Annotated in this window: 18 protein-coding genes; 5 read left to right on the top strand and 13 right to left on the bottom strand. The window is 65.7% G+C overall.

Annotated elements, in window-relative coordinates:
- The first annotated feature begins 195 nt into the window (after positions 1-195).
- Positions 196-1,188, top strand: coding sequence for a hypothetical protein (locus tag DSHI_RS16265; protein WP_012179869.1), 993 nt, complete (start codon positions 196-198; stop codon positions 1,186-1,188).
- Here the strand turns inward: DSHI_RS16265 and DSHI_RS16260 are convergent.
- The gene (locus DSHI_RS16260) at positions 1,185-2,666 is read right to left on the bottom strand and encodes a hypothetical protein (protein WP_012179868.1); all 1,482 of its coding nucleotides are present in this window, start codon (positions 2,664-2,666) and stop codon (positions 1,185-1,187) included. The genes DSHI_RS16265 and DSHI_RS16260 overlap by 4 nt on opposite strands.
- Positions 2,667-2,941: 275 nt before the next feature.
- On the bottom strand, positions 2,942-4,174 hold the full coding sequence (locus DSHI_RS16255; protein WP_012179867.1) for a urate hydroxylase PuuD: 1,233 nt from the start codon (positions 4,172-4,174) through the stop codon (positions 2,942-2,944).
- A 99-nt stretch (positions 4,175-4,273) separates the two neighbouring features.
- Here DSHI_RS16255 and DSHI_RS16250 point away from each other — a divergent pair, with 99 nt between their 5' ends.
- Complete coding sequence (locus DSHI_RS16250; RefSeq protein ID WP_044028075.1) at positions 4,274-5,206, top strand: LysR family transcriptional regulator; 933 nt, start codon at positions 4,274-4,276, stop codon at positions 5,204-5,206.
- Here the strand turns inward: DSHI_RS16250 and uraH are convergent.
- Positions 5,203-5,556: a hydroxyisourate hydrolase gene (gene uraH, locus DSHI_RS16245; protein WP_012179865.1), complete on the bottom strand. Its 354-nt coding sequence runs from the start codon at positions 5,554-5,556 to the stop codon at positions 5,203-5,205. The genes DSHI_RS16250 and uraH overlap by 4 nt on opposite strands.
- A 150-nt stretch (positions 5,557-5,706) precedes the next feature.
- On the opposite strand from uraH, the gene puuE reads away from it, so the two are divergent.
- From puuE to DSHI_RS16230, 3 genes are read left to right on the top strand one after another with little or no spacing between them, the layout of a single operon-like run.
- Complete coding sequence (puuE, locus tag DSHI_RS16240) at positions 5,707-7,119, top strand: allantoinase PuuE (protein ID WP_012179864.1); 1,413 nt, start codon at positions 5,707-5,709, stop codon at positions 7,117-7,119.
- The gene (locus DSHI_RS16235; protein ID WP_012179863.1) at positions 7,116-7,610 is read left to right on the top strand and encodes an ureidoglycolate lyase; all 495 of its coding nucleotides are present in this window, start codon (positions 7,116-7,118) and stop codon (positions 7,608-7,610) included. The genes puuE and DSHI_RS16235 overlap by 4 nt, the downstream gene beginning before the upstream one ends.
- A gap of 50 nt (positions 7,611-7,660) precedes the next feature.
- A complete protein-coding gene (locus DSHI_RS16230) occupies positions 7,661-9,085 on the top strand; it encodes a uracil-xanthine permease family protein (RefSeq protein WP_012179862.1) in 1,425 nt (474 codons plus the stop codon).
- Positions 9,086-9,159: 74 nt separating this feature from the next.
- Here the strand turns inward: DSHI_RS16230 and DSHI_RS16225 are convergent, their stop codons facing one another.
- From DSHI_RS16225 to DSHI_RS16180, 10 genes are all read right to left on the bottom strand, one after another.
- Entirely contained in the window at positions 9,160-9,501 is a 342-nt protein-coding gene (locus DSHI_RS16225; RefSeq protein ID WP_012179861.1) for a RidA family protein, read from the bottom strand.
- Between the two features lie 204 nt (positions 9,502-9,705).
- The gene (locus DSHI_RS16220) at positions 9,706-10,575 is read right to left on the bottom strand and encodes a bifunctional allantoicase/(S)-ureidoglycine aminohydrolase (RefSeq protein WP_012179860.1); all 870 of its coding nucleotides are present in this window, start codon (positions 10,573-10,575) and stop codon (positions 9,706-9,708) included.
- Between the two features lie 419 nt (positions 10,576-10,994).
- Positions 10,995-11,903, bottom strand: a complete 909-nt coding sequence (locus DSHI_RS16215) for an FAD:protein FMN transferase (protein ID WP_012179859.1) — start codon at positions 11,901-11,903, stop codon at positions 10,995-10,997.
- A gap of 4 nt (positions 11,904-11,907) precedes the next feature.
- Positions 11,908-12,477, bottom strand: coding sequence for a nitrous oxide reductase accessory protein NosL (locus DSHI_RS16210; protein WP_012179858.1), 570 nt, complete (start codon positions 12,475-12,477; stop codon positions 11,908-11,910).
- Positions 12,474-13,298: an ABC transporter permease gene (locus DSHI_RS16205; protein ID WP_012179857.1), complete on the bottom strand. Its 825-nt coding sequence runs from the start codon at positions 13,296-13,298 to the stop codon at positions 12,474-12,476. The genes DSHI_RS16210 and DSHI_RS16205 overlap by 4 nt, the downstream gene beginning before the upstream one ends.
- On the bottom strand, positions 13,295-14,191 hold the full coding sequence (locus tag DSHI_RS16200; RefSeq protein WP_012179856.1) for an ABC transporter ATP-binding protein: 897 nt from the start codon (positions 14,189-14,191) through the stop codon (positions 13,295-13,297). The genes DSHI_RS16205 and DSHI_RS16200 overlap by 4 nt, the downstream gene beginning before the upstream one ends.
- Positions 14,157-15,494, bottom strand: a complete 1,338-nt coding sequence (locus DSHI_RS16195) for a nitrous oxide reductase family maturation protein NosD (protein ID WP_012179855.1) — start codon at positions 15,492-15,494, stop codon at positions 14,157-14,159. The genes DSHI_RS16200 and DSHI_RS16195 overlap by 35 nt, the downstream gene beginning before the upstream one ends.
- A gap of 2 nt (positions 15,495-15,496) precedes the next feature.
- Entirely contained in the window at positions 15,497-17,440 is a 1,944-nt protein-coding gene (gene nosZ / locus DSHI_RS16190; protein WP_012179854.1) for a TAT-dependent nitrous-oxide reductase, read from the bottom strand.
- Between the two features lie 11 nt (positions 17,441-17,451).
- Positions 17,452-19,638 (bottom strand): NosR/NirI family protein, encoded by a 2,187-nt coding sequence (locus tag DSHI_RS16185; RefSeq protein ID WP_012179853.1) that lies wholly within the window; start codon positions 19,636-19,638, stop codon positions 17,452-17,454.
- Positions 19,635-20,294: a hypothetical protein gene (locus tag DSHI_RS16180; protein ID WP_012179852.1), complete on the bottom strand. Its 660-nt coding sequence runs from the start codon at positions 20,292-20,294 to the stop codon at positions 19,635-19,637. Before DSHI_RS16180 ends, DSHI_RS16185 begins: the two co-directional genes overlap by 4 nt.
- Positions 20,295-20,302 lie beyond the last annotated feature (8 nt).

The raw sequence follows: 20,302 nt of genomic DNA, 5'->3' as shown, positions 1-20,302 counted from the left end.
CGTTTGCGGTCGGATCGAGAGCACCCAGACCGCCCATGCGACGTGATCCCATAAATCTGCCGTGTTGGTCAAACGCCTCTGCTGCGCGCGTGGCCCGGCGTGGTTCGTGCCTCGACCCTGCCCGAGGCGCGGGGCGACTGGACAGGTTGCAGGCTGGCATGAGACGTTTGGGCACCTTTGGCGGAGGAGGGGGCGATGGACTGGCGCGAGGCGGAGGAGATCATCGGACGCAAGGACGAGGGCGACTACCTGCTCGACCTGCCGGCCCACGAGGCGCGATATCGCGAGAAGGCGCCCGTGCTGGCGGATCTGATGGTTTCGGCGGCCTCGCGCAGTGCGGTGCAATCCTATGCCCGGTTCGATGCGGCAGCCATCGCGGCACAGCGGGGCTACCGGCGGGCTATGAGTTGCGCCAATCTCGGTGCGCTGTTCACCTCGGTCTTCGGGGCCGGGGCCATGGCCTGGACGATCCTGGCCGGCGCGGGCGGGCCGCTGGCGGGCTACGGCGCGGGGGCAACGGTGCTCAGCGTCGGCGCGGCGATCAGTGCTGCGGCAGGGGCCGCGGGGCTTTACTGGTTGCGGCACGGGCGGCTTCTGGAGACCTGGATGGGCAAGCGGGCGGAGGCGGAGACCCACCGCATAGGCTATTTCAGTGGCCTGCTTGCGCGCGCGGCGGAGGGGCCGCAGGAGAGCGCGATGTTGGCGCTGGAATACGTGCGCCGGTACCATTTCGATGTGCAGCGGACGTATTATGACCACCGCGCACGGCAGCATGAGGCCAGCGCCAACCGGACGCTCGCCATCGGGGCGGCAGGCGCATTCCTTGCCACCCTGTCGAGCTTTGTCAGTGTCGGCGCGGATGGGTCGCTGCAGGCGATCTCGGCGCTCGGCGTGTTCGGGGCGGCGATCGGGGCCTATGCCATCGGGCGCGAGCAGATGACCCAGGACCGGCGCAACGCGGAGCGCTACGACCGGACCTATTCGGCGCTGGTGGCGATCACGGCCAAGCTCGACGAGGTGCGCGCGGCGGTGGCGGCGGGCCGGACCGGGGCAGCAAGCGCCTTTGGCGCGGCGGTGAACGAGCAGATCTCGAACGAGCATCGCCAGTGGCTGGAGGGGCAGGAGGCCGCGCGCGAGGCGCTGGAGCGGATCGAGACCGCGCTGCGTCCTGACGGGCAGGGGGTTTAGGCGGTCCGCAGGGTCAGGCGGTCGGTTTGTCCTTCCCGGCCCGCGCGTGCCCAGGCTCCGTCAAAGAGCGCGGTGACCTGCTCGACCGCATCGGGCGCGCAAACCACCAGCAGCCGGTCGGTGGGCACGCGGGCGGCGAGCGCGTCGATCTCGAACAGGATCCCCTGGTTGGCCGGGTCGAAGCCGCGCATGTCCACGAGAATGCGCCTGGCCTGAGCCATCAGTGTCAGGACCGTGGGCTGCCAGGTGCTGTCGCGGCAATAGTAGTCCTGCATCGGGAAGAGCCCGTCGCCCTGCCGCGCGGTGCCGGCGGCGCTGGCCGCCGCCAGGTCCACAGGGCTGTCGATGAAGAGCTCCGACAGGCGTCGGCGCAGGAAGGCGGCGAGTTCGGGCGCGTCGAGGGTTTCGGTGGCGAGATCCTCGGCGCCGATCATAAGGACCGGGCCACGCTGCCGCCAGTCCAGTAGGAGCGAACGGGCGAGGCGGGTCTGGGTGCCCTGCTGGCCGAAGACCCGCAGCAGCAGATGCGTCTCCTGCGCCGGGGCGCGGGGGCGGAGCAGGGCGAGGGTGCCCCGGTAGGCGGCGAAGGCCAGCAGGTAGGCGAGGGTCAGCGGGCCGTGGCTGCCCCAGCCGAGACCGATGACCCAGACGCATTGGAAGAGCCACAGCAGGTCATGCTGCATCATCAACTCGCTGGAGCGGGCCGTGAGCCGCGCCACCGCGCGCACGACCAGCAGCGCGAGCCCCGTCCCGACCGCGAGCATCAGCGCAAGGCCGAGGATCACGTAGATCGCGGCCACCAGGCCCGGAGGGAGCAGGAAGAGCAGGAAATCAAGCACCCCCGCCAACATCATCAGGTAGATCGCTTCGAGCGCGAAGACGAGCGGGACGACCAGCGCGACCGCCACCATGAAGAGCGGCACGGCAGTGGTGCGCAGGGCCGGGTTGCCCACCAGAAGCGCCAGCATCAGCGCTGGGCCGACGAGAATGCCGAGGACGTCGTTGCTCTCCGGGGCGATGACATAGAGCAGCCATGTCCAGAACACTCCCGCCGCCACCATCCAGTACCAGCGCAGCCCGGCCACGTAGAGCGCCATGATCAGCGCGGGCAGCAGGAAGGCCGCCACCACCACGGCAAAGCGCAGGGGCGCGAAGCCGATCCCGTCGAGCAGGAACATCACCGTCACCAGTACAAGCGCGAAGGCCAGGCCCGCCGCGAGATACCGCAGCGCGAGCGCGGGCCGCAGGGGGGGCGCGCGGGACAGGGGCGCGACATCGACCTGCAGGGCGGCGCCGTTGGGATGGCTGGGGCCGGGCACGGCGAAGGCGGCCCCGGGGCTGGGTGTGCCCGCGCGCATCGCGCGCGCGATGGCCTTGCGGTAACGCCGCCGGATAATCGCCCCGAGCAGCGCCGCGAGCGGCACAGCCAGGAAAAAGACAAAGGCGAGAAAGCCGTTGAAGTTTTCATCCGTGAGCATGGCTTGATCCGTCTCCGGGGCGAAGGTCCCTGGTCGCCGATCGGCGGTTGGGCGCCCTCAGAATGCCCAGACAGCGCCCCGAAAGATACCCGTTCGGGCCCGCCTCCCGGGGGGGCTTTCGCAGTGCATAAAAAACATGCTTGGACCTGCAAGGCGAGCTGTCGCGCGCGCGGCCATTGCACGGTCCTGATTTGGCTGCGCTGCGCCAACTGTGCGACGTCTTGGCTGCGAAACCGTCGGGTGGGATCGTGCGGAGAGGTGCGCGGCGTGGCGGGTTACTGGCTTCGCACCTCGCGCACCCATGCGACGATGGCCTGCCGCGCCTCATCATCCATCTGGACGGCGCTGGGCGGGGGCATGGCGTGGCTCACACCGGCCTGCAGGTAGATTGCGCTGGCCTGCCGGGCCACGTCGCCGGGGGTCTCCAGGTGCACATCCTTGGGCGCCCATTGCATGTTGCCCCACAGCGGCTCGCGCGCATGGCACATGGAGCAGTTGCCCAGGACCGCCTCGTAGGCGGCGTCGAACCCCGCGGCGGAGGCGTATTGTTGTTCATAGGGGGTCAGCGCGCGCGCCTCGGCGTCCTCAAAGGTGTTGCCGCTGCTGAAGGTGGAGAGCCACGCAATCGCGATCATCAGCCCGACCGTCACGCCCCAGGTCCAGATCGGGCCCTTGCCGGTCTTGTGCATGGTGTTGAAATAGTGGCGGATCGTGACCCCCGTCAGGAAGATCAGGCTGGCGATGATCCAGGCAAACTCCGTGGCGAAGGCCAGCGGATAGTGGTTCGACAACATCAGGAACACGACCGGCAGCGTGAGATAGTTGTTATGGGTCGACCGGACCTTGGCGATCTTGCCGTATTTTGGGTCCGGCTGGCGACCGGCCTTGAGGTCTTCGACCACGATCCGCTGGTTCGGCATGATCTGGAAGAACACGTTCGCGGTCATGATCGTCGCGGTGAACGCGCCCAGATGCAGCAGCGCCGCGCGCCCGGTGAAGATCTGGTTGTAGCCCCACGACATGATGACGAGGATGACGAACAGCAGCAGCATCAACAGCGTCGGGCTATCGGCGAGCCGCGACTTGCACATGGCATCGTAGAGCAACCAGCCGATCGTCAGCGATCCGGCCGAGATCGCGATGCCCTGCCAAAGGGCCAGGTCCGCCTTGGTGGGATCGAGCAGGTAAAGCTCCCCGCCGACCCAATAGATGATCGCCAGGAGGGCGGCGCCCGACAGCCATGTCGCGTAGCTTTGCCATTTGTGCCAGGTCAGGTGCTCGGGCATCCGCGCAGGGGCCACCAGATATTTCACGGTGTGATAGAACCCGCCGCCATGCACTTCCCATTCCTCGCCATAGGCGCCGTCGGGCAGGGCCTGGTTGGGTTTCAGCATCAGATCCAGCGCGATGAAATAGAAGCTGGCACCGATCCACGCCATCGCGGTGATCACGTGCAACCAGCGGACCGAGAACGCGATCCAATCCCAGAGGATTGCCAAATCATACATGTGTCTCTCTCCAAGCCTGTCTTTGCAGGCACTCTATGCGGGGCGTGATTGTTCCGCTATATCTACCCAAGGCCAAGCAGCATCAAAAAAAACAGAATAATGTCCTATCTCGACAACATCCGCACCTTTGTCCGTGTCTACGAGTTGGGCAGCATGTCGGCGGCCGGTCGGGACCTGCGGATTTCCCCGGCGGTCACCTCGTCGCGCATCTCGCAGCTGGAGGAGCATCTTGGGGTGCGCCTGTTTCAGCGCACCACGCGCAGCCTGGCGCCCACGGATCAGGGCAAGACGTTCTTCGGGGCCGCCTGTGAAGTGCTGGAAGCCGTCGAGAATGCCGAGGCGCAGGTGATCAACATGACCGACAATCCGAAGGGGTCGCTCTACGTGGCGGCGCCTCTCGGTGTCGGTCGCCGCCTGATCGCGCCGCAGGTGCCGGGGTTTCTGGAGCTCTACCCCGAGGTCCGGATGCGGCTCAGGATGACGGATCGCAAGGTGGACCTGACCACGGAGGGGCTCGACCTCGCGTTCTTTTTGGGACACCCCGAGGACAGCAACTTGCGGATCCGCAAGATCGCCGATGTGCGTCGGGTGCTGTGCGCATCGCCGGACTATATCGCGCGCCGTGGGCATCCCCAGAACGGTGATGCCCTGGTCTCGGAGGGGCACGAATGCCTCAACCTGCGGTTTCCCGGGGCAACGGAATTCCAGTGGCGCCTGGTGACGGACCAGGGGCCGAAACGGTTCCGTGTGGCGGGGCGCTACGAATCCGATGATGGGGATGTGTTGACCGATTGGGCGTTGGCAGGCCACGGCATTGCCATGAAGCCGGTTTTCGAGGTGACGGACCATTTGCAGGACGGTCGTCTCGTGCCCGTCTGCGAGGACACGCCGCCGGAACCGATCCAGATGGCCTGCCTGTTCACCCACAGAAAGAGGCAGGATCCCAAGACCCGCCTCTTCATGGAGTACATCATCGAAAAGATCTCGGATGTGGTCAGCGCAGACCGCTTCGGACCGGGCGCGTCAGCCTAGCTTCCGCGATAGGTCGAATACCCGAATGGCGACAGCAGAAGCGGCACGTGGTAGTGAGAGGCCTCCGACATTCCGAACCGTAGGGGAATGACGTCGAGAAAGCGTGGGGCCTCGGGCGGCGTTCCGATCGCATCGAGATAGGCACCCGCGTGGAAAACCAGTTCATAGACACCTGTCCGGAACGCATCCGTCGGCAGGATCTGTTCGTCGGTACGGCCGTCGTCGTTGGTCACCAGCGTTTTGAGATGCGTCCTGCGTTCCCCTTCGATGCGAAAGAGCTCGATCTTGAGCCCCTGTGCCGGGCACCCGCGCGCCGTGTCGAGAACATGTGTCGTCAAGTATCCGCCCATGAAACCCTCCCTTTCGTTGGGCCCAGTGTCTGACAGACTGGTCTGCGCGCTTCAAATCCGGATCGACAAGAGGCTGTATCAATTTTTTTTTGAAAAACAAATCGATTGTATTGCTATATTGCGTAGTGGCAACTTTTGAGGAATGTAAACGTGAACCGCTATCCCCGAGATTTGACAGGATATGGCGCGACCCCGCCGACCGTAACATGGCCCGGTGGGGCGAAGATCGCCGTTCAGATCGTGCTGAACTATGAAGAGGGGGGCGAAAACAACATCCTCCACGGGGATGCGGCGTCAGAGGCTTTCCTGTCCGAGATCACGGGAGCGGCCCCCTGGCCCGGGCAGCGTCACTGGAACATGGAATCGATCTATGAATACGGCGCGCGGGCCGGGTTCTGGCGTGTGCACCGGCTTCTGAAGGACCTGCCGGTCACCGTGTATGGCGTGGCCACCGCCCTGGCGCGGGCCCCGGCGCAGGTTGCCGCGATGAAGGCCAGCGGGTGGGAGATCGCCTCGCACGGGCTGAAATGGGTCGAGCACAAGGATATGGACCCCGAGCAAGAGCGGGCGCAGATCCGCGAGGCCATCCAGCTGCATACGGAAGTGACCGGCAGCGCGCCGCGCGGGTGGTATACCGGGCGCTGTTCCATGAACACGGTCGACCTGGCGGCCGAAGAGGCCGATTTGGCCTATATCGCGGACAGTTACGCCGATGATCTGCCCTACTGGATCCGCGCGGGCGGCAAGGACCAGCTCATCGTGCCCTATACGATGGATTGCAACGACATGCGCTTTGCGATCCAGGCGGGCTACACCAATGGCGACCAGTTCGAGAGCTATCTCAAGGACAGTTTCGACATGCTTTATGCCGAAGGAGAGGCAGGGCATCCGGCGATCCTGTCCATCGGTCTGCATTGCCGCCTGATCGGGCGGCCCGGGCGGGCCATGGCGCTGAAACGTGCGCTGGAGCATTTCCGCAAACACGAGGGCGTCTGGTTCGCCACGCGCGAACAGATCGCCGACCATTGGGCGCAGCAACACCCCCCCGCCGCGCAGCGACGGCCCTCCGAGATGGATCGCGACAGCTTCGTGGCCGCGTTCGGCGGCATTTTTGAGCACAGCCCCTGGATCGCCGAAGGCGCCCACGCGCTGGAGCTTGGTCCGACCCATGACAATGCCGCCGGGGTGCACAACGCCCTGTGCCGGATTTTCCGCGGCGCGTCCGAAGCGCAACGGCTGAGCGTTCTGACCGCGCACCCGGATCTTGCGGGCAAACTGGCGGCGGCGGGCAAGCTCACCGCGGAAAGCACGGCGGAACAGGCGGGCGCGGGGCTCGACCTGCTGACCGACGCGGAGCGCGCGACATTCCAGAAGCTCAACGCGCAGTACGTGGCGCGGCACGGGTTTCCCTTCATCATCGCGGTCAAGGACAACACCAAGGCCACGATCCTCGACGCGTTCCACCGCCGTATCGAAAACGACCGGGAGACCGAGTTCGCTGAGGCCTGCCGCCAGGTGGAGCGTATCGCGGAACTGCGCCTGATCGAGAAGCTGGGCGCATGACACCCACCTTGAAAGCCGAACCGATCTCGCAGGCGGCCATCGCGGGCCTGGCCGAGCTGATCGAAGCCGAGGGCGCGGCGGACAAGCTGATCAACCAGGGGCTTTGCGGGCGCTTCCATGATCGTGCCTCCCTCGACATCGCGGGGGATGCGGGCATCAGCGTATTCAAGTCGGCGTCGTTCTCGCTGCCATACCGGATGGAGATGATGGAGCGTCACCCCCACGGCAGCCAGGCGTTCCTGCCGATGCAGGAGGGTACCTATCTCGTGGTGCTGGCCGAGGACAAGGCCGGCGCACCGCACAACCCGCGCGCCTTCATCGCCGGGCCGGGGCAGGGCGTGAACATCGGGCGCAATGTCTGGCACGGGGTCTTGTGCCCCTTGTCGGACACACCGCCCCAGGCGGCCCTGTTCATGGTTGTGGACCGCGTCACGGACGGGCCGAACCTGGAGGAGCACTGGTTCGACGAACCATACACCATCGAAAAATAAGAAATGCGCGGCTTTGGAGGGTCGCGCAGCATCAAAAGGGAGGGACACTCATGTCAGATGCAACCATTGGGACGCCGGAACAGCTCCGCGATCCCAATTACACACCGCCGCTTCACAAGGCGGTGCCCCTCGGGATCCAGCACGTGCTGGCCATGTTCGTGTCGAACGTGACGCCGGCGATCATCATCTGCGGCGCGGCCGGGTTCGGCTTCGGCTCGAACAGCCCCGATTTCCCGCAGATGATCTACATGATTCAGATGTCGATGTTCTTTGCGGGGGTTGCGACCCTGTTCCAGACCATCGGACTCGGCCCGGTGGGCGCGCGCTTGCCGATCGTTCAGGGCACGTCCTTTGCGTTCATTCCGATCATGATCCCGCTCGTTGCGGGCAAGGGTGTCGACGCTATCGCCGTTGTCATGGGCGGCGTTATCGTGGGCGGCCTGTTTCATGCCTGCCTGGGGCTTTTCATCGGCAAGATCCGCTTTGCCCTGCCGCCCCTGGTCACCGGCCTGGTGGTCACGATGATCGGTCTCGCCCTGGTCAAGGTCGGCATCCAGTACGCAGCCGGCGGCGTGCCTGCCATCGGGACGGAGCAGTACGGCTCGCTTCTCAACTGGACGATGGCGCTGGTGGTGATCTTCGTGACGCTGGGGCTCAAGTTCTTCGCCCGGGGCATGCTGTCGGTCTCGGCGGTGCTGATCGGGCTTCTGGCGGGTTATGTCTATGCCTTCACGCTGGGCGAGGTCAGCCTCGACAATGTCGCCCGCGCCGCCACCTTCGCCTTGCCGAACCCGTTCCATTTCGGGGTGGAGTTCACCGCTGCCGCGATCATCGGTTTCTGCCTGATGGCTTTCGTGTCAGCCGTGGAAACCGTCGGCGACGTGTCGGGCATCACCAAGGGCGGCGCGGGTCGCGAGGCGACCGACAAGGAGATCGAAGGGGCGACCTATGCCGACGGTGTCGGCTCAGCCATTTCGGGGGTCTTCGGCGCGCTTCCGAACACGTCCTTCAGCCAGAATGTGGGCCTGATCGCCATGACCGGCGTCATGAGCCGCCATGTCGTCACCATCGGTGCGCTGTTCCTGATCGCGGCGGGCGTGGTGCCCAAGGTGGGTGCGGTTGTCTCCTCGATCCCAATCGAAGTGCTGGGCGGCGGCGTGATCGTCATGTTCGGCATGGTCGTGGCGGCGGGTATCTCGATGCTGTCGGATGTGCGCTGGAATCGCCGCAACATGGTAATCTTCGCGATTTCCCTGTCGGTCGGTCTGGGCCTGCAGCAGGAGCCGGGCGCGCTTCAGCATCTGGAGGGCACGATCAAGGTCCTGCTGACCTCCGGGCTGCTGCCAGCGGCGCTGATCGCCATCGTCCTCAACCTCATCCTGCCGGACGAGCTGAGCGACGAGGCCACGGAGGAAGTCTCCGGCGGCATGGCCGGGCATGGTCACGGGGAGCTTGTGAAGGACGATCACGTCTGATCCCACCCCACGCACAGCAACGCAAAAGGCCCGGTCACATCGACCGGGCCTTTTCTGTTGCGGGTCGCGCGATGTCAGTCGTAAGCCGCGTCCACGATGAATTCGACTTTCAGTTCGGGCCGCGCGAGCTTTGCCTCACCACAGGCGCGGGCCGGCGCATGGCCCGTCGGAACCCAGGCGTTCCACACCTCGTTCAGACCGGCGAAATCCTTCATGTCGGCCAGCCAGATCGTGACACGCAGCATGTTCTCGCGCGACGATCCGGCCTTTTCCAGAAGGGCGTCGATCTTCTCGAGGCAGAGGCGGACCTGCTCCTGAACGGTCTCGCCCTCCGCGACCTGCCCGGTCAGGTAGGCCACGCCATTGTGCTTGACGATCTTCGAGGACCGTTCCCCGGTTTCGATGCGTTCGATCATGTCATCTTTCCCTTGATGGTGTCTTGATGTGTGTCGGTCGGGCGCGGCGTATCAAGAATGATCCCCGCCTGACAGTCAGAAGCCCGGCATACCGACCCGGATGCCAGACAAAAAAAGCCCCGGGCCATGGAGACCGGGGCAATGCGCTGTGGCATGGGTCCGCGCTTTCAGGGGGCTGCCAAACGCACATCCACGGGCGGGCGTTTATTGCGCCGCCGTCCGAAACGGTGTTGGCATCCGCGCGCCGCCGGACAAGGCCGACACGTTCATGTGGCGGTTCACGTCCTTGTAGAGCAGGTACCGGAACCGGCCGGGACCGCCCGCATAGCATGCCTGAGGGCAGAAGGCGCGGAGCCACATGTAATCCCCCGCCTCGACTTCGACCCAATCGTTGTTGAGGTTGTAGACCGCCTTGCCTTCCAGAACATAGAGTCCGTGTTCCATCACATGGGTTTCCAGAAACGGAATGACGCCGCCGGGCTCGAAGGTCACGATGGTCACATGCATGTCGTGGCGCAGATCCGCAGGATCCACGAACCGGGTCGTCGCCCATTTGCCATCGGTGCCGGGCATCTCGGTGGGCGGGATGTCCTGTTCATTGGCGACGATCGGGTCGGGCAGGGGCAGTCCCGGCACCGCCTCATATGCCTTGCGCACCCAATGGAAGCGCAGCATGTCATCGCTCTTGTTGTGCAACGCCCAATCGGCGCCGGGCGGGATATAGGCATAACCGCCCTCCACCATCTCGTGCTTGGTGCCCGCGAGGGTCAGCGCCGCCGTGCCCTCGACCACGAACAGCACGCCCTCGGCGCCCGGGTCGAGCTCCGGCGTGTTCGAGCCTCCGCCCGGGGCGACTTCCATGATGTATTGCGAGAAGGTTTCGGCAAAGCCAGACAAGGGCCGCGCGATTACCCAGAGCCGTGTCTTGTCCCAGAAGGGCAGGAAACTCGTCACGATATCTCGCATCGTTCCCTTCGGAATGACGGCATACGCTTCGGTGAAGATCGCGCGATCCGTGAGCAGTTGTTCCTGTCCGGGATGGCCGCCGCGAGGGGCGAAATACTTCGGTGTCATATGCACTCCGCAAGTTGAGGACTCAGCCCGAGTATGGCGGTCGCGCTGACCGTCAAACACCCTCGAAAGCCCGACAACTCCCTTCGGGAAAATTTGATAATTGCGAGCATTGCCTCGGGAAAGCGGAAGGTACTTGTCGGAGGCGACCTGGTTTCTGGCGTCTGCCTTGGGCGGATACCGCGCTTGGGCAAGCAGAGGCAGGCTCTGCGCCGCCCGAGAGCATCGGTAAAGGCGGGATAAGCATCAGGCGTGATGTGCTCGGAGGGAACGAGACGATCCTGCCGGACCTGTGCTTGCACCGAGACCGGTCAGGTCACTTTGGAACGGCTTCCGACCCCGGTGTCACGGCGATGCGGGCCGGGTTTCTCATGGCACGCGCGCTGGCCGTCCGTGGCGCTTTGGGATGATAACCCCGTCCCCTAAGCGCGATGCGCGGCTTCCAGGCGCGTGTCCGGGAAGGCGTCGCAGAGCCCGAACACATCTGCGCGGGTGTCACAGAGGCACGCGGCCGTAGAGACCGCGTCAGCCAGGGCCGCCGATGACGAAGAGACCGACAGGGCCGCCCAGGGCGACGCCGCGCTGCTGCCGGTCCGGGGATCGAGGATATGGCCCTGCACCCCATCGCCGCCGAAGGTCATGCCCAGAGGGGCCGAGGTCGCAAGGGCGCGCTGGGCGAGGCCAATGTCGCCGCCCGCCGCGAAGCGCACGGGCCAGGGGCCGCCGGTCCGCGGGTCGTGGCCGAGCGCGCGCAACTCGCCGGTGTCGATCAGGGTGTTGGTCAGGCCCCGGTCCGCAAGGAACGTCGCGACCCGGTCCGCCACATAGCCCTGCGCGATCCCGTTCAGGGTCAGCGCCGCGCCGGAAGGCAAGGAAATCGCGCGGGCCTCGAGGGTCACCTTGGGCCAGCCGGTCACCTCCAGCGCTGCGCGCCGAGCGGTGTTCGACAGTGGGCGGCCCGTTTGCGCGGCGGTGGCCAGCGCCCGCCAGAGTGGCTGAATCGTCGGGTCGAAACGCCCCGCGCTGGCGTGGTAGACCGCGCCCGCCAGCGACAGGCATTCCAAAAGCTCCGCCGGCGGGGCCTCCAGCCGACCCACGGCGTTGAGCCGGGAAAGCGCCGAGTCGGGCCGATAGAGGCTGAAGATATCTTCCAGGCGGGATATTTCCGCCAGGGCCGCGGCGGCGATCACGGGGGCCTCGGGATGGGCCAGCCGCAGTGAAACCTGCGTACCCAAGGCCCAACCGGTTTCCACGTGCAGGGGCGTTCGGGCGGCGGCGGGCCAGGCGCAGGCCGCGGCGGCGATGCTCAGAACTCTGCGACGGGTGAGCATGGGGTCATCCTTCATTGCGGTTGGACAGGGATTGCAGGCGACGGTCGAAATCCGCGTCGTCCTCGGTGTCGTCGCCGATCTGCACGGGGGCGATCACGGCGCTGTCGGGGATGTCGTCGAGCGCGACCAGGGTGCCGCCGTTCGCGGCCATGAAGGCCTGCGCGGCGGCGGTATCGGCGAAGGGCACGATCTCGGGTGCGCCCATGCCGCCGTCGCGCCGCGAGCCGATCACGAACTGCGCAGAGTCCAGCGCGATCCAGTTCTCGGCCCCCGGATCGGCCCAGTCCGCGCCCGGCGCGCCCATGTCATTGACCCAGACCGCGAGGATCCGGTGGGTCTGTTCGGGCAGGCGCATGTAGGCGACCGCGTCGCGAACCTGGCTGAAGAACAGCGGCGCGCCGGGCAGGCCTTCGAGATGGACCTGGGCCTTGGGACCTTCATGCTCCAGAAGGTTCATCTGGCAGAAATGGCCTGTCGCCTCGGGGGTCAGCGCCACGGGATCGACGATCTGCTGCTGCACGTCGTCTTTGCAGGCCGCCAGCGCGAGCAGGAACATAAGGGGCAGGGCTCTCATGGCGTCACCTTGCGGAAGGCCAGTCCGGCCAGGGCGGTCGCGCAGATCGGCCAGATCAGCACCGGTAGCAGCGATTGCCAGACAGGGATCGTGCCGGCCGCACCGCCGATCCCGCTGGCCGCGGCCATGGCGCCGGAGGCGGTCAGGTTGAACAGGCGAAAGGCATCCGCCGGGTTGGCCAGCAGGGCGTAGGGGAAAACGTCGGTGGTGAACCAGCCGCCACCATCGGCTACGATCGCGGCCAGAAGGGCAAGATCATAAAGCACCACCAGCCCGAGCCAGAGCCCGATCGCCAGCCCCGCCGCACCGGAGGGCCGCCGCGCCAGGGCCGAAAGGCCGTAGCCCGCCCCGAGGAAGGTCGCCCCCAGGAGCACCGAGGTCCAGGTCAGCCGCCACAACGCGACTAGCCCCGCCCCGGCGTCGGAATCGCTGGCAAAGGCTATCGCGGCGGCCAGACCGTAGCCCACGACCACCGCGAGGGTCAGCACCGCGAGATGGGCCAGCAGCTTGCCCAGCAGAACCTCCTGCCGGGTGATCGGGTAGGTCAGCAGAAGCGGCAGCGTGCCCCTCTCCACCTCGCCGGCGATGGCATCGAAGCTCATCAGCAGCGCGAGAAGCGGCACGAGGTAGACCGAAAGCGAAGTCAGCGACGCCACCGTCACCGACAGCCGGTCGACCCCGAGCCCGCCGCTGGTGGGGGCGGACCCCACCGCGGCGAGGACCAGCGAGAACACCGCCATAAGGATCAGCGCGATCAGCACCCATCGGTTGCGGATGGCGATGCGCAGTTCAGTTTTTGCCGTCGCGAGGATGCGTGTCATTCTCCGGTCCTCCGGCTGAAATGGCTGTAGAGGTCTTCGAGGCTGGGCGGCATCACCTCCAGCTCGGCGACCTTGGACCCCAGGGCGGCGATCTGGGCGAGCGTGGCGAGTTTCTCGTCCTGGCTGCAGGTGAGCTTCACGCCGGTGTCGAGCCGGATCGCATTGGGCAGGGCGGCGACGATGTCGCTGCCGTAGCCGTTATGGGGGGTGATGATCATGGTGACCGGCAGGTTCGCGCGGCGCCTGAGTTGCGGCAGGCTGCCATCGGTCATCAACTGACCCTCGGACAGGATCGCGATTCGGTCGGTGCGCGCCTCGACCTCGGTCAGCGCATGGGAAGACAGCAGGATCGCGGCACCCTCGGCGGCCAGCCCGTCCATCAGGTCGTAGAAATTGCGTCGTGACACCGGGTCCAGCCCGGAGGTCGGCTCGTCCAGCACCAGCAGTTTGGGCTGCCCGATCAGGGCCTGGGCGAGGCCGACGCGCTGCCGCATGCCTTTGGAATAGGTGCCGATCCGGCGCTTGCCCGCATCCCCCAGACCGACCCGCGCCAGCAGTTCGCCCGCCTGCCGCGGATCGGCGCCGCGCAGGGACAGGTAGTGGCGCAACTGCTCCAGCCCGGTCAGCGCCGGGTGAAAGGCGACGTTTTCCGGCAGGTAGGCCACCTGCCGACGCGCCGCCGCCGAGCCGGGTGCGGCCCCGAGCACCGAGGCCTGCCCGGCGCTTGCATCGATCAGCCCGAGGACGATCTTGATCAGCGTGGACTTGCCCGCGCCGTTATGGCCCAGCAGGGCGACACGCTCCCCGGCGGCGACCTCCAGCGAGACATCGCGCAGGGCGGTTACGTCGCCGTACCGCTTAGTGAGCGTTGAAATTTTCAGGATCGAAGTCATCCTGGTCTCCTTCGTCCCAGCGTCCGGCGGCGGCGGCTTCGAGCGCCAGCAGCGCGTCCGGCACGGGAATGGTTACGGGCGTCATGGCCGGGTGGCTGTCGACGACACCGCCCGGCAAGGTTGCGGGAAAGGACGATTGCGACCAGCGCACGAGCTGCACCGCGGGCGCGCCCAGCAGGAGGGCCGCGGCCGGTTGCGACCACAGGATGTGATCCATCAGGTCGTTTGGCCGGAAGACGTTGTCGGCTGCGCCATCGCCGTTCAGGTCATAGGCAGGGTGATCGGACCAGTAGTTCCCGGCACCCTCATGGCTCCATTCCACGGTCTTGGTGCCGACATAGCGGACCTGCTCGCGGTTGCCGATGAACGCATTGCCGGTCAGCACGTTGCGCTCGGAGCCGGCGGTGAAGTGGATGCCGATGTCGCAGCCTTCGAACCGGTTGTCATAGATCAGGTTCTTGTGGGCGTTATAGATGAACAGGCATTTTTCGGACCCGCCGCGCACCAGGTTGTTCGCCACGTCGGTGTTGTTGGAGAAGTTCAGCATCACGCCGTGGTTGCGGTCGCCGAGGCTGAGATTGTCGCGCACCACCACGCGGTTGGAATACATGATGGCATAGCCCAGCCGATTGCCGATGCTGACATTGCCGATCACTTCGCTGTTATGGGTGTGCATGTAGTGTACCGCAAAGCGCAGGTCGCGGAAGATGTTGTTCCGGAACACGTTCTTCTTCGAGGTATTGGCGAAGATCCCGTCGCGCCCGTAGCGCACGGAGTTGCCCTCGACCACGGCGCCGGGACTGTTCCAGACATAGATGCCGTTGCCGCGATCGTTCAGGCGCGGCTGGAGGGTGCCGACGATCTCGTTATGGGCGACGAGGGCGTCATGGCCGCCGTGAATGTCGATGCCGTGCAGGTTTCCCAGCACGCGGTTATGGGTGATCACGGCGCGGTGGGCCTTGCGCAGGATCTTGATCCCGGCGTCGAGGTCCTTGCTGCTCATGCCGGAGCCGGTGACCGTCAGCCCGCGGATCGTGACGTCTTCGGCCGCGATCTCCACGGCGGTGCCCTGGCCGAGGCCGTCGATGATCGCCTCGCCTCCTTCGGCGGTCAGGGTAACGGGCACGTCGATCCGGAGTGCCCCGGGATAGCGTCCGGGGGCTAGGATGAGCACATCGCCGGGACTGGCCCCGGCGATGGCGGTTTGCAGGTCGCCCGGTGCCCCTGGCGCAAGCCGTCGCTCTGCCGCGGCCAGGGGCAGCGACAGGGTCAGGAGCACGGCGAGCACCAGGAGACGGACCATTGTCAGGCGTCCCGCGGTTCGACGAACATCCGGCCGCGCATCTCCATGTGGAGCGCGTGGCAGAACCACTGGCAGTAGTACCAGTAGACGCCGGGCTGGGCGGCGGTGAAGGTCACCGATGCGGTCGCCTGGGGCCCGAGTTCCATCGCGACGCCGTGGTTGCCCATGGTGAAGCCGTGGGTCAGGTCGTCGATATCGTCGAGATTGGTGACCGTCACCGTCACCTCGTCGCCCTCGGTCACCGTGAAGGTTTCCAGCGAGAAGTTCGGTGCCTGGCTGGTCATGTAGACCCGGACCTTGTTGCCGTCGCGGATCACTTCCTCCTGCCAGTCATCGAGATCGATTCCATCGGCCTCGGCTTGCCGGCGGGTTTCGGCCCACATCGGGTCGTTCCGATCCCAGACCGAAACCGGGTTCACCTTGGAGGGATGGACGATGATGCTGTCATGGGGCTCGGCGAAGGTCGGGCCGTCATGGACCAGTGTCAGCTTGGTGTCGTCGATCACGAAGACCTGCTCGTTCTCGGGCTTGAGCGGGCCGACATTCAGGAAGCGGTCCTTCGAGAACTTGTTCATCGTGATGTAGAACTTGTCCGATGCGTCGAGGGTTTCGCCCTCGGCGGTGGAGTTGTGGCCCGGCTGGTAGTGCACATCCGTCTTGGACAGGATCGGGTTCACGTCGGCGCCGCCATAGGCCTCAACGGCCTTGGCGATGTCCCATTGCACCACCTGGCTGTCGAGGAAGAGCGTGGTATAGGCCCGGCCCTTCCCGTCAAAGCAGGTGTGAAGCGGGCCGAGGCCCAGCTCCGGCTCTGCCACGACTGCCGAGCGCGGATCGGCATCCTCTTCGAACAGCGCGTCGAGCTTGCGCACGTCGATCACCGAAACCGTGGGCGACAGCTTGCCGCCGATGCACAGGTGCACCTTGTCCGGCGCCATGTTGCAGCCATGGGGGTTGTTGGGGATCGGGATGTAGCGGGTGTATTTCTTGTTCGATCCCTTGCGCCCGTCGATGACCTTGACGCCGTTCAACTCGATATAGTCGCCCTCGGCGATGCCCTTCTCGATCTCGGCGATGTTGAACACCACCACGTGGTCCATGTCGGATTCGGTCATGTCCGCGAGAGTCATGCCCATTTCCGAGTTGTAGGAGGTCGAGAAGGCGTACTTGCCCTCGTAATCCGCATCGGTGTTGTCGAGGTTGCCGGTCACCATGACCTGCCAAGCGACGGTCATCTCATCGGCGTTCAGGGCGGTGTAGAAGTTGGTGTACTCCTCGGGCTTGTCCAGGATCTGGCCGTCATTGACGATCGGCACCTCGTCCTCGCCATTGGCGAACACGTAGTTGGTGCGCGGCCATTTCTGCGGACGCAGGCCGTGGATACCCTTGGCGTTCGGGATCTCGATGATCTTGTCGCATTTCATCACGTCGCAACGGATCCGGGCCACGCGGGTGTTGGCCTTGTCGTTCATGAACAGGAAGCGCCCGTCATACTTGCCTTCGGTGAAGGACATGTGGACGTGGTGCAGATCGCCGTTGCGCGGGAATTCCAGCCCGTTGGCAGCGAGGTACTTCTTGGTTTTCTCCGTCAGGCCCTCGGTCAGGATCTTCTTGGACTCGTTGGTGATGCCCCAGCCGGTGGCCGAGCAGATGTTGAAAACAGGGATCCGCATCAGCTCGCGCATGGAGGGCACGCCGATGATGCGCACCTCGCCGGTCTGGCCCGAGGACCAGAAGCCGTAATATTCGTCCAGCTGGCCCGGGGCCACGTGGGTGGACTCGGCGGCCGCGCTGGCCTTGGTGGTCGAGGCTGCGGTCGCCGCACCGAGGGCGCCGCCGGCAAGCATGGCCCGCCCGCCATAGGTTCCGGCCAGAGCCGCGCCTCCGGCGGTTGCGCCCAGAAGGCCTCTGCGGGAGATCCCGCCTTTGGGTGTCTTGTCAGTCATGGTCTGTCCCTTCATTCAGCTGGTTGAGGTGTCTTGACGTTTGGATGCCCGGTCAGGTCGCGCGGGGTCACGGAGCCCACCGTTTGCCGGCGCTTGAGTTTCTTGATGACGACCGGGCAGGTCGTTTCGGATTGATAGAGCACCTGACAATGCAGGCAGTTCACGCATTCGTTCGGGTTGATCTCGCCCGTGGGGTGGATCGCCTGAACGGGGCATTGGTTGGCGCAGCTCTGGCAGGGATTGCCGCATTCGCGGTACCGCTTGAGCCAGTCGAACATGCGCAGCCGGGCCGGGATCGCCAGGGCCGCGCCCAGCGGGCACAGGTAGCGGCAGAAGAACCGCTCGACGAAGAGACCGGCTGCCAGCAAGGCCAGCGCATAGGCCACGAAGGGCCAGGCCCGCTGGAAGTTCAGGATGATGGCGGTCTTGAAGGGCTCGACCTCGGCCAGATGCTCGGCCTGCTCCAGGCTGGCGAGGCTGACGCCGAACAGGCCCAGGAAGATCATGTATTTGACCGGCCAGAGACGCTCGTGCAGGCCCCATGGCAACTCCCACTGGGGAATGCGGCAGGCGCGCGCGATCTTGTTGGTCAGCTCCTGCAAGGCGCCGAACGGGCAGAGCCAGCCGCAATAGGCCCCGCGCCCCCAGAACAGCAGGGCCGCGGCGACAGCGAACCACAGGATGAAGGTCAGCGGATCGAGCAGGAAGGCCTGCCAGCTGAAATCCGTGGTCAGCGCGCCGAAGAGCGCCATCAGGTTGACCACCGACAGCTGTGCATTGGCATACCAGCCGAGATAGACCAGCACGACGCTCAGGAACGTCATCCGGAACCAGAAGAATGCCCGCGCGTTGCGCGTCGCCATCCCCTGGAAGAAGAACACCAGCGTCAGCAGACCCAGCAGCCCGCCGGTCACGGCGATCTCGACCGTCTTGTCCGCCCAGATCCGTTTCCAAAGCGCCTGCTGCGCCGCGGCTTCGTCCTGTGCCAGCAGGTCGTTGACTGCGTTGGACGGCGCAGGCGCGGCTGGAGGTGTCACGGCGCGCAAGTAGCCCGCCGGCAACTGGTAGCCGAGGTCGAACGTGGTGAAGACCTTCTCGATCGGGCCAACCTCGCGCTGCACCAGCAGCTGGATGCGGAACGGCTCGGCAGGATCGAAGCCGCTGTCGGCCGGGATCTTGAACAGGTCGGCTTCCACGAAGACAGGGGCGCCCTCTGCCTCGACCGAGACGATGCGCTTGTGCATCCGGTCGCGGAAGCGGACCGAGATCTCGTCCTGAATCAGTACGATCCGGTCGAAGATGCCGCCGCGCACATAGCCCGAGCCCTTGAAGCTGTAGAGCCCGCGGCCGAAGACCGCGATGGCGTGGTCGCCCGGTTCCAGCCAGTCGGCGACGTTGCGCGCCGTGGCCTCGCCCAGCAGCGACGCGGCGATGGCCGGGTGGGAGACGAGCGCGGTCTGCATTTCGATGAAAGTGGTTTCGGGCGGCAGGGTCAGGGCGCGTTCGGCGGCACGCGGATCGCCCATGGTGGCGAAGGCGGCGTTGATCTGGCCCACGTCCAACGACAGCCGTCGTAGGGTGCCGTCGCCTTCCAGGGTCATCCAGTCCGGCGCGGCAGGGGCGTCGAGATCCAGCTCGAAGGCGGGGCCGGTGTCGGGCGGGGGCGGGGCCAGCCCGCCGAGGCCAAGCGCGCGAGCCACCCGCAGGCCGGAGCGTACGATCGAGTCGTCGATCACCATCACCGTCACCGTCGCGCCCGAGATGATATCAAGCTCATGGGCCGTGCCGCCGGATTCCGCCTCGGCTACGAGGTCGAGCCCGGCATAGGCCTCGATCAGGGTACGCATCTCGGATTCGGGGATACCGATCAGCACGATGGGTTCGGAATGCTTGACCAGCCTGACCGCGCTGACCGTGGCATCCGGGGCGACCGCGACGAGTACGTCGATGGGCTTTCCCGAATACCCGGTGGTGGAGACGAAATCAGAGGTGATGAAAGCCCAGGCGGCGACCTCGCCATCCTTGAGGATTGGCGCTACGGGCACGTCCTCGCGGATGGGGCCGTAGCCCTCGGCACCGGGCACGAGGTCGGCTGCGGGGGTCTTGGCGAGGTATCTGGGCAGAACGGGGTCGGCCCATGCGGGCATCGCCAGGGTCAGCAGAAGGAGGAAATGGGCGATCCATCGTAGGGGGGTCATCGGGGCTCCTGACCGGGTTCGCCGCCGATGAGGACGAGGGACAGCCTTGCGCCGCGCGGCAGCATCGTCTGGTGCGCCTGCAGCATTGCCGCGTCGCCAGGGGCTTCGGGGCGGCGTGTCACGTCGTTCGGCCCCGGAGGGGCGCGCGGCATGGGGATTCTGATTTGACTGGATTGACCGGACTGATCCGGGACGGACCAGTTCACGGGAACCAGGTGGTAAGGCGTAAGGCCAGGCGCGGTCGCATTCGACGCATGGGCGAGGTCCATCCCGCCGAGGCAGTGCTTGCACTGGATACAATGCCGCGCCGGATCGACCGGATTGCCATTGGCATCGATCCAGACGGTCTCGGACTCGTCGCCTGCGCACAGAACCATGGGGATGAGTCCACCGGTTCTGTCACCCCCGCCGGTGGCAAGCGCGCCATGGGCGGTCACCAGCGTGATGCAAAGCCAAAGCAGGCAGAGATTCAGTCCCTTGATCATGCGAAGAGGCTGCGGGAACGGCGAACGCGTCTCCTTGACTTTTGTTAAGTGGGGGCTGCGACCAAAAGACATGCCGCAGGTGCGGGTTTGGGGAAAAGGCCTGCGCAGGCCGTGTGCAGCAAGCGTCTGTGCAGAGCGGCGCCCGAGGGTTGCGACGAAAAGGCTCAGCATGCGCCTGC

Source organism: Dinoroseobacter shibae DFL 12 = DSM 16493, assembly GCF_000018145.1.
Lineage (GTDB): Bacteria > Pseudomonadota > Alphaproteobacteria > Rhodobacterales > Rhodobacteraceae > Dinoroseobacter > Dinoroseobacter shibae.
This window is presented reverse-complemented; position numbering and strand designations above follow the sequence as displayed.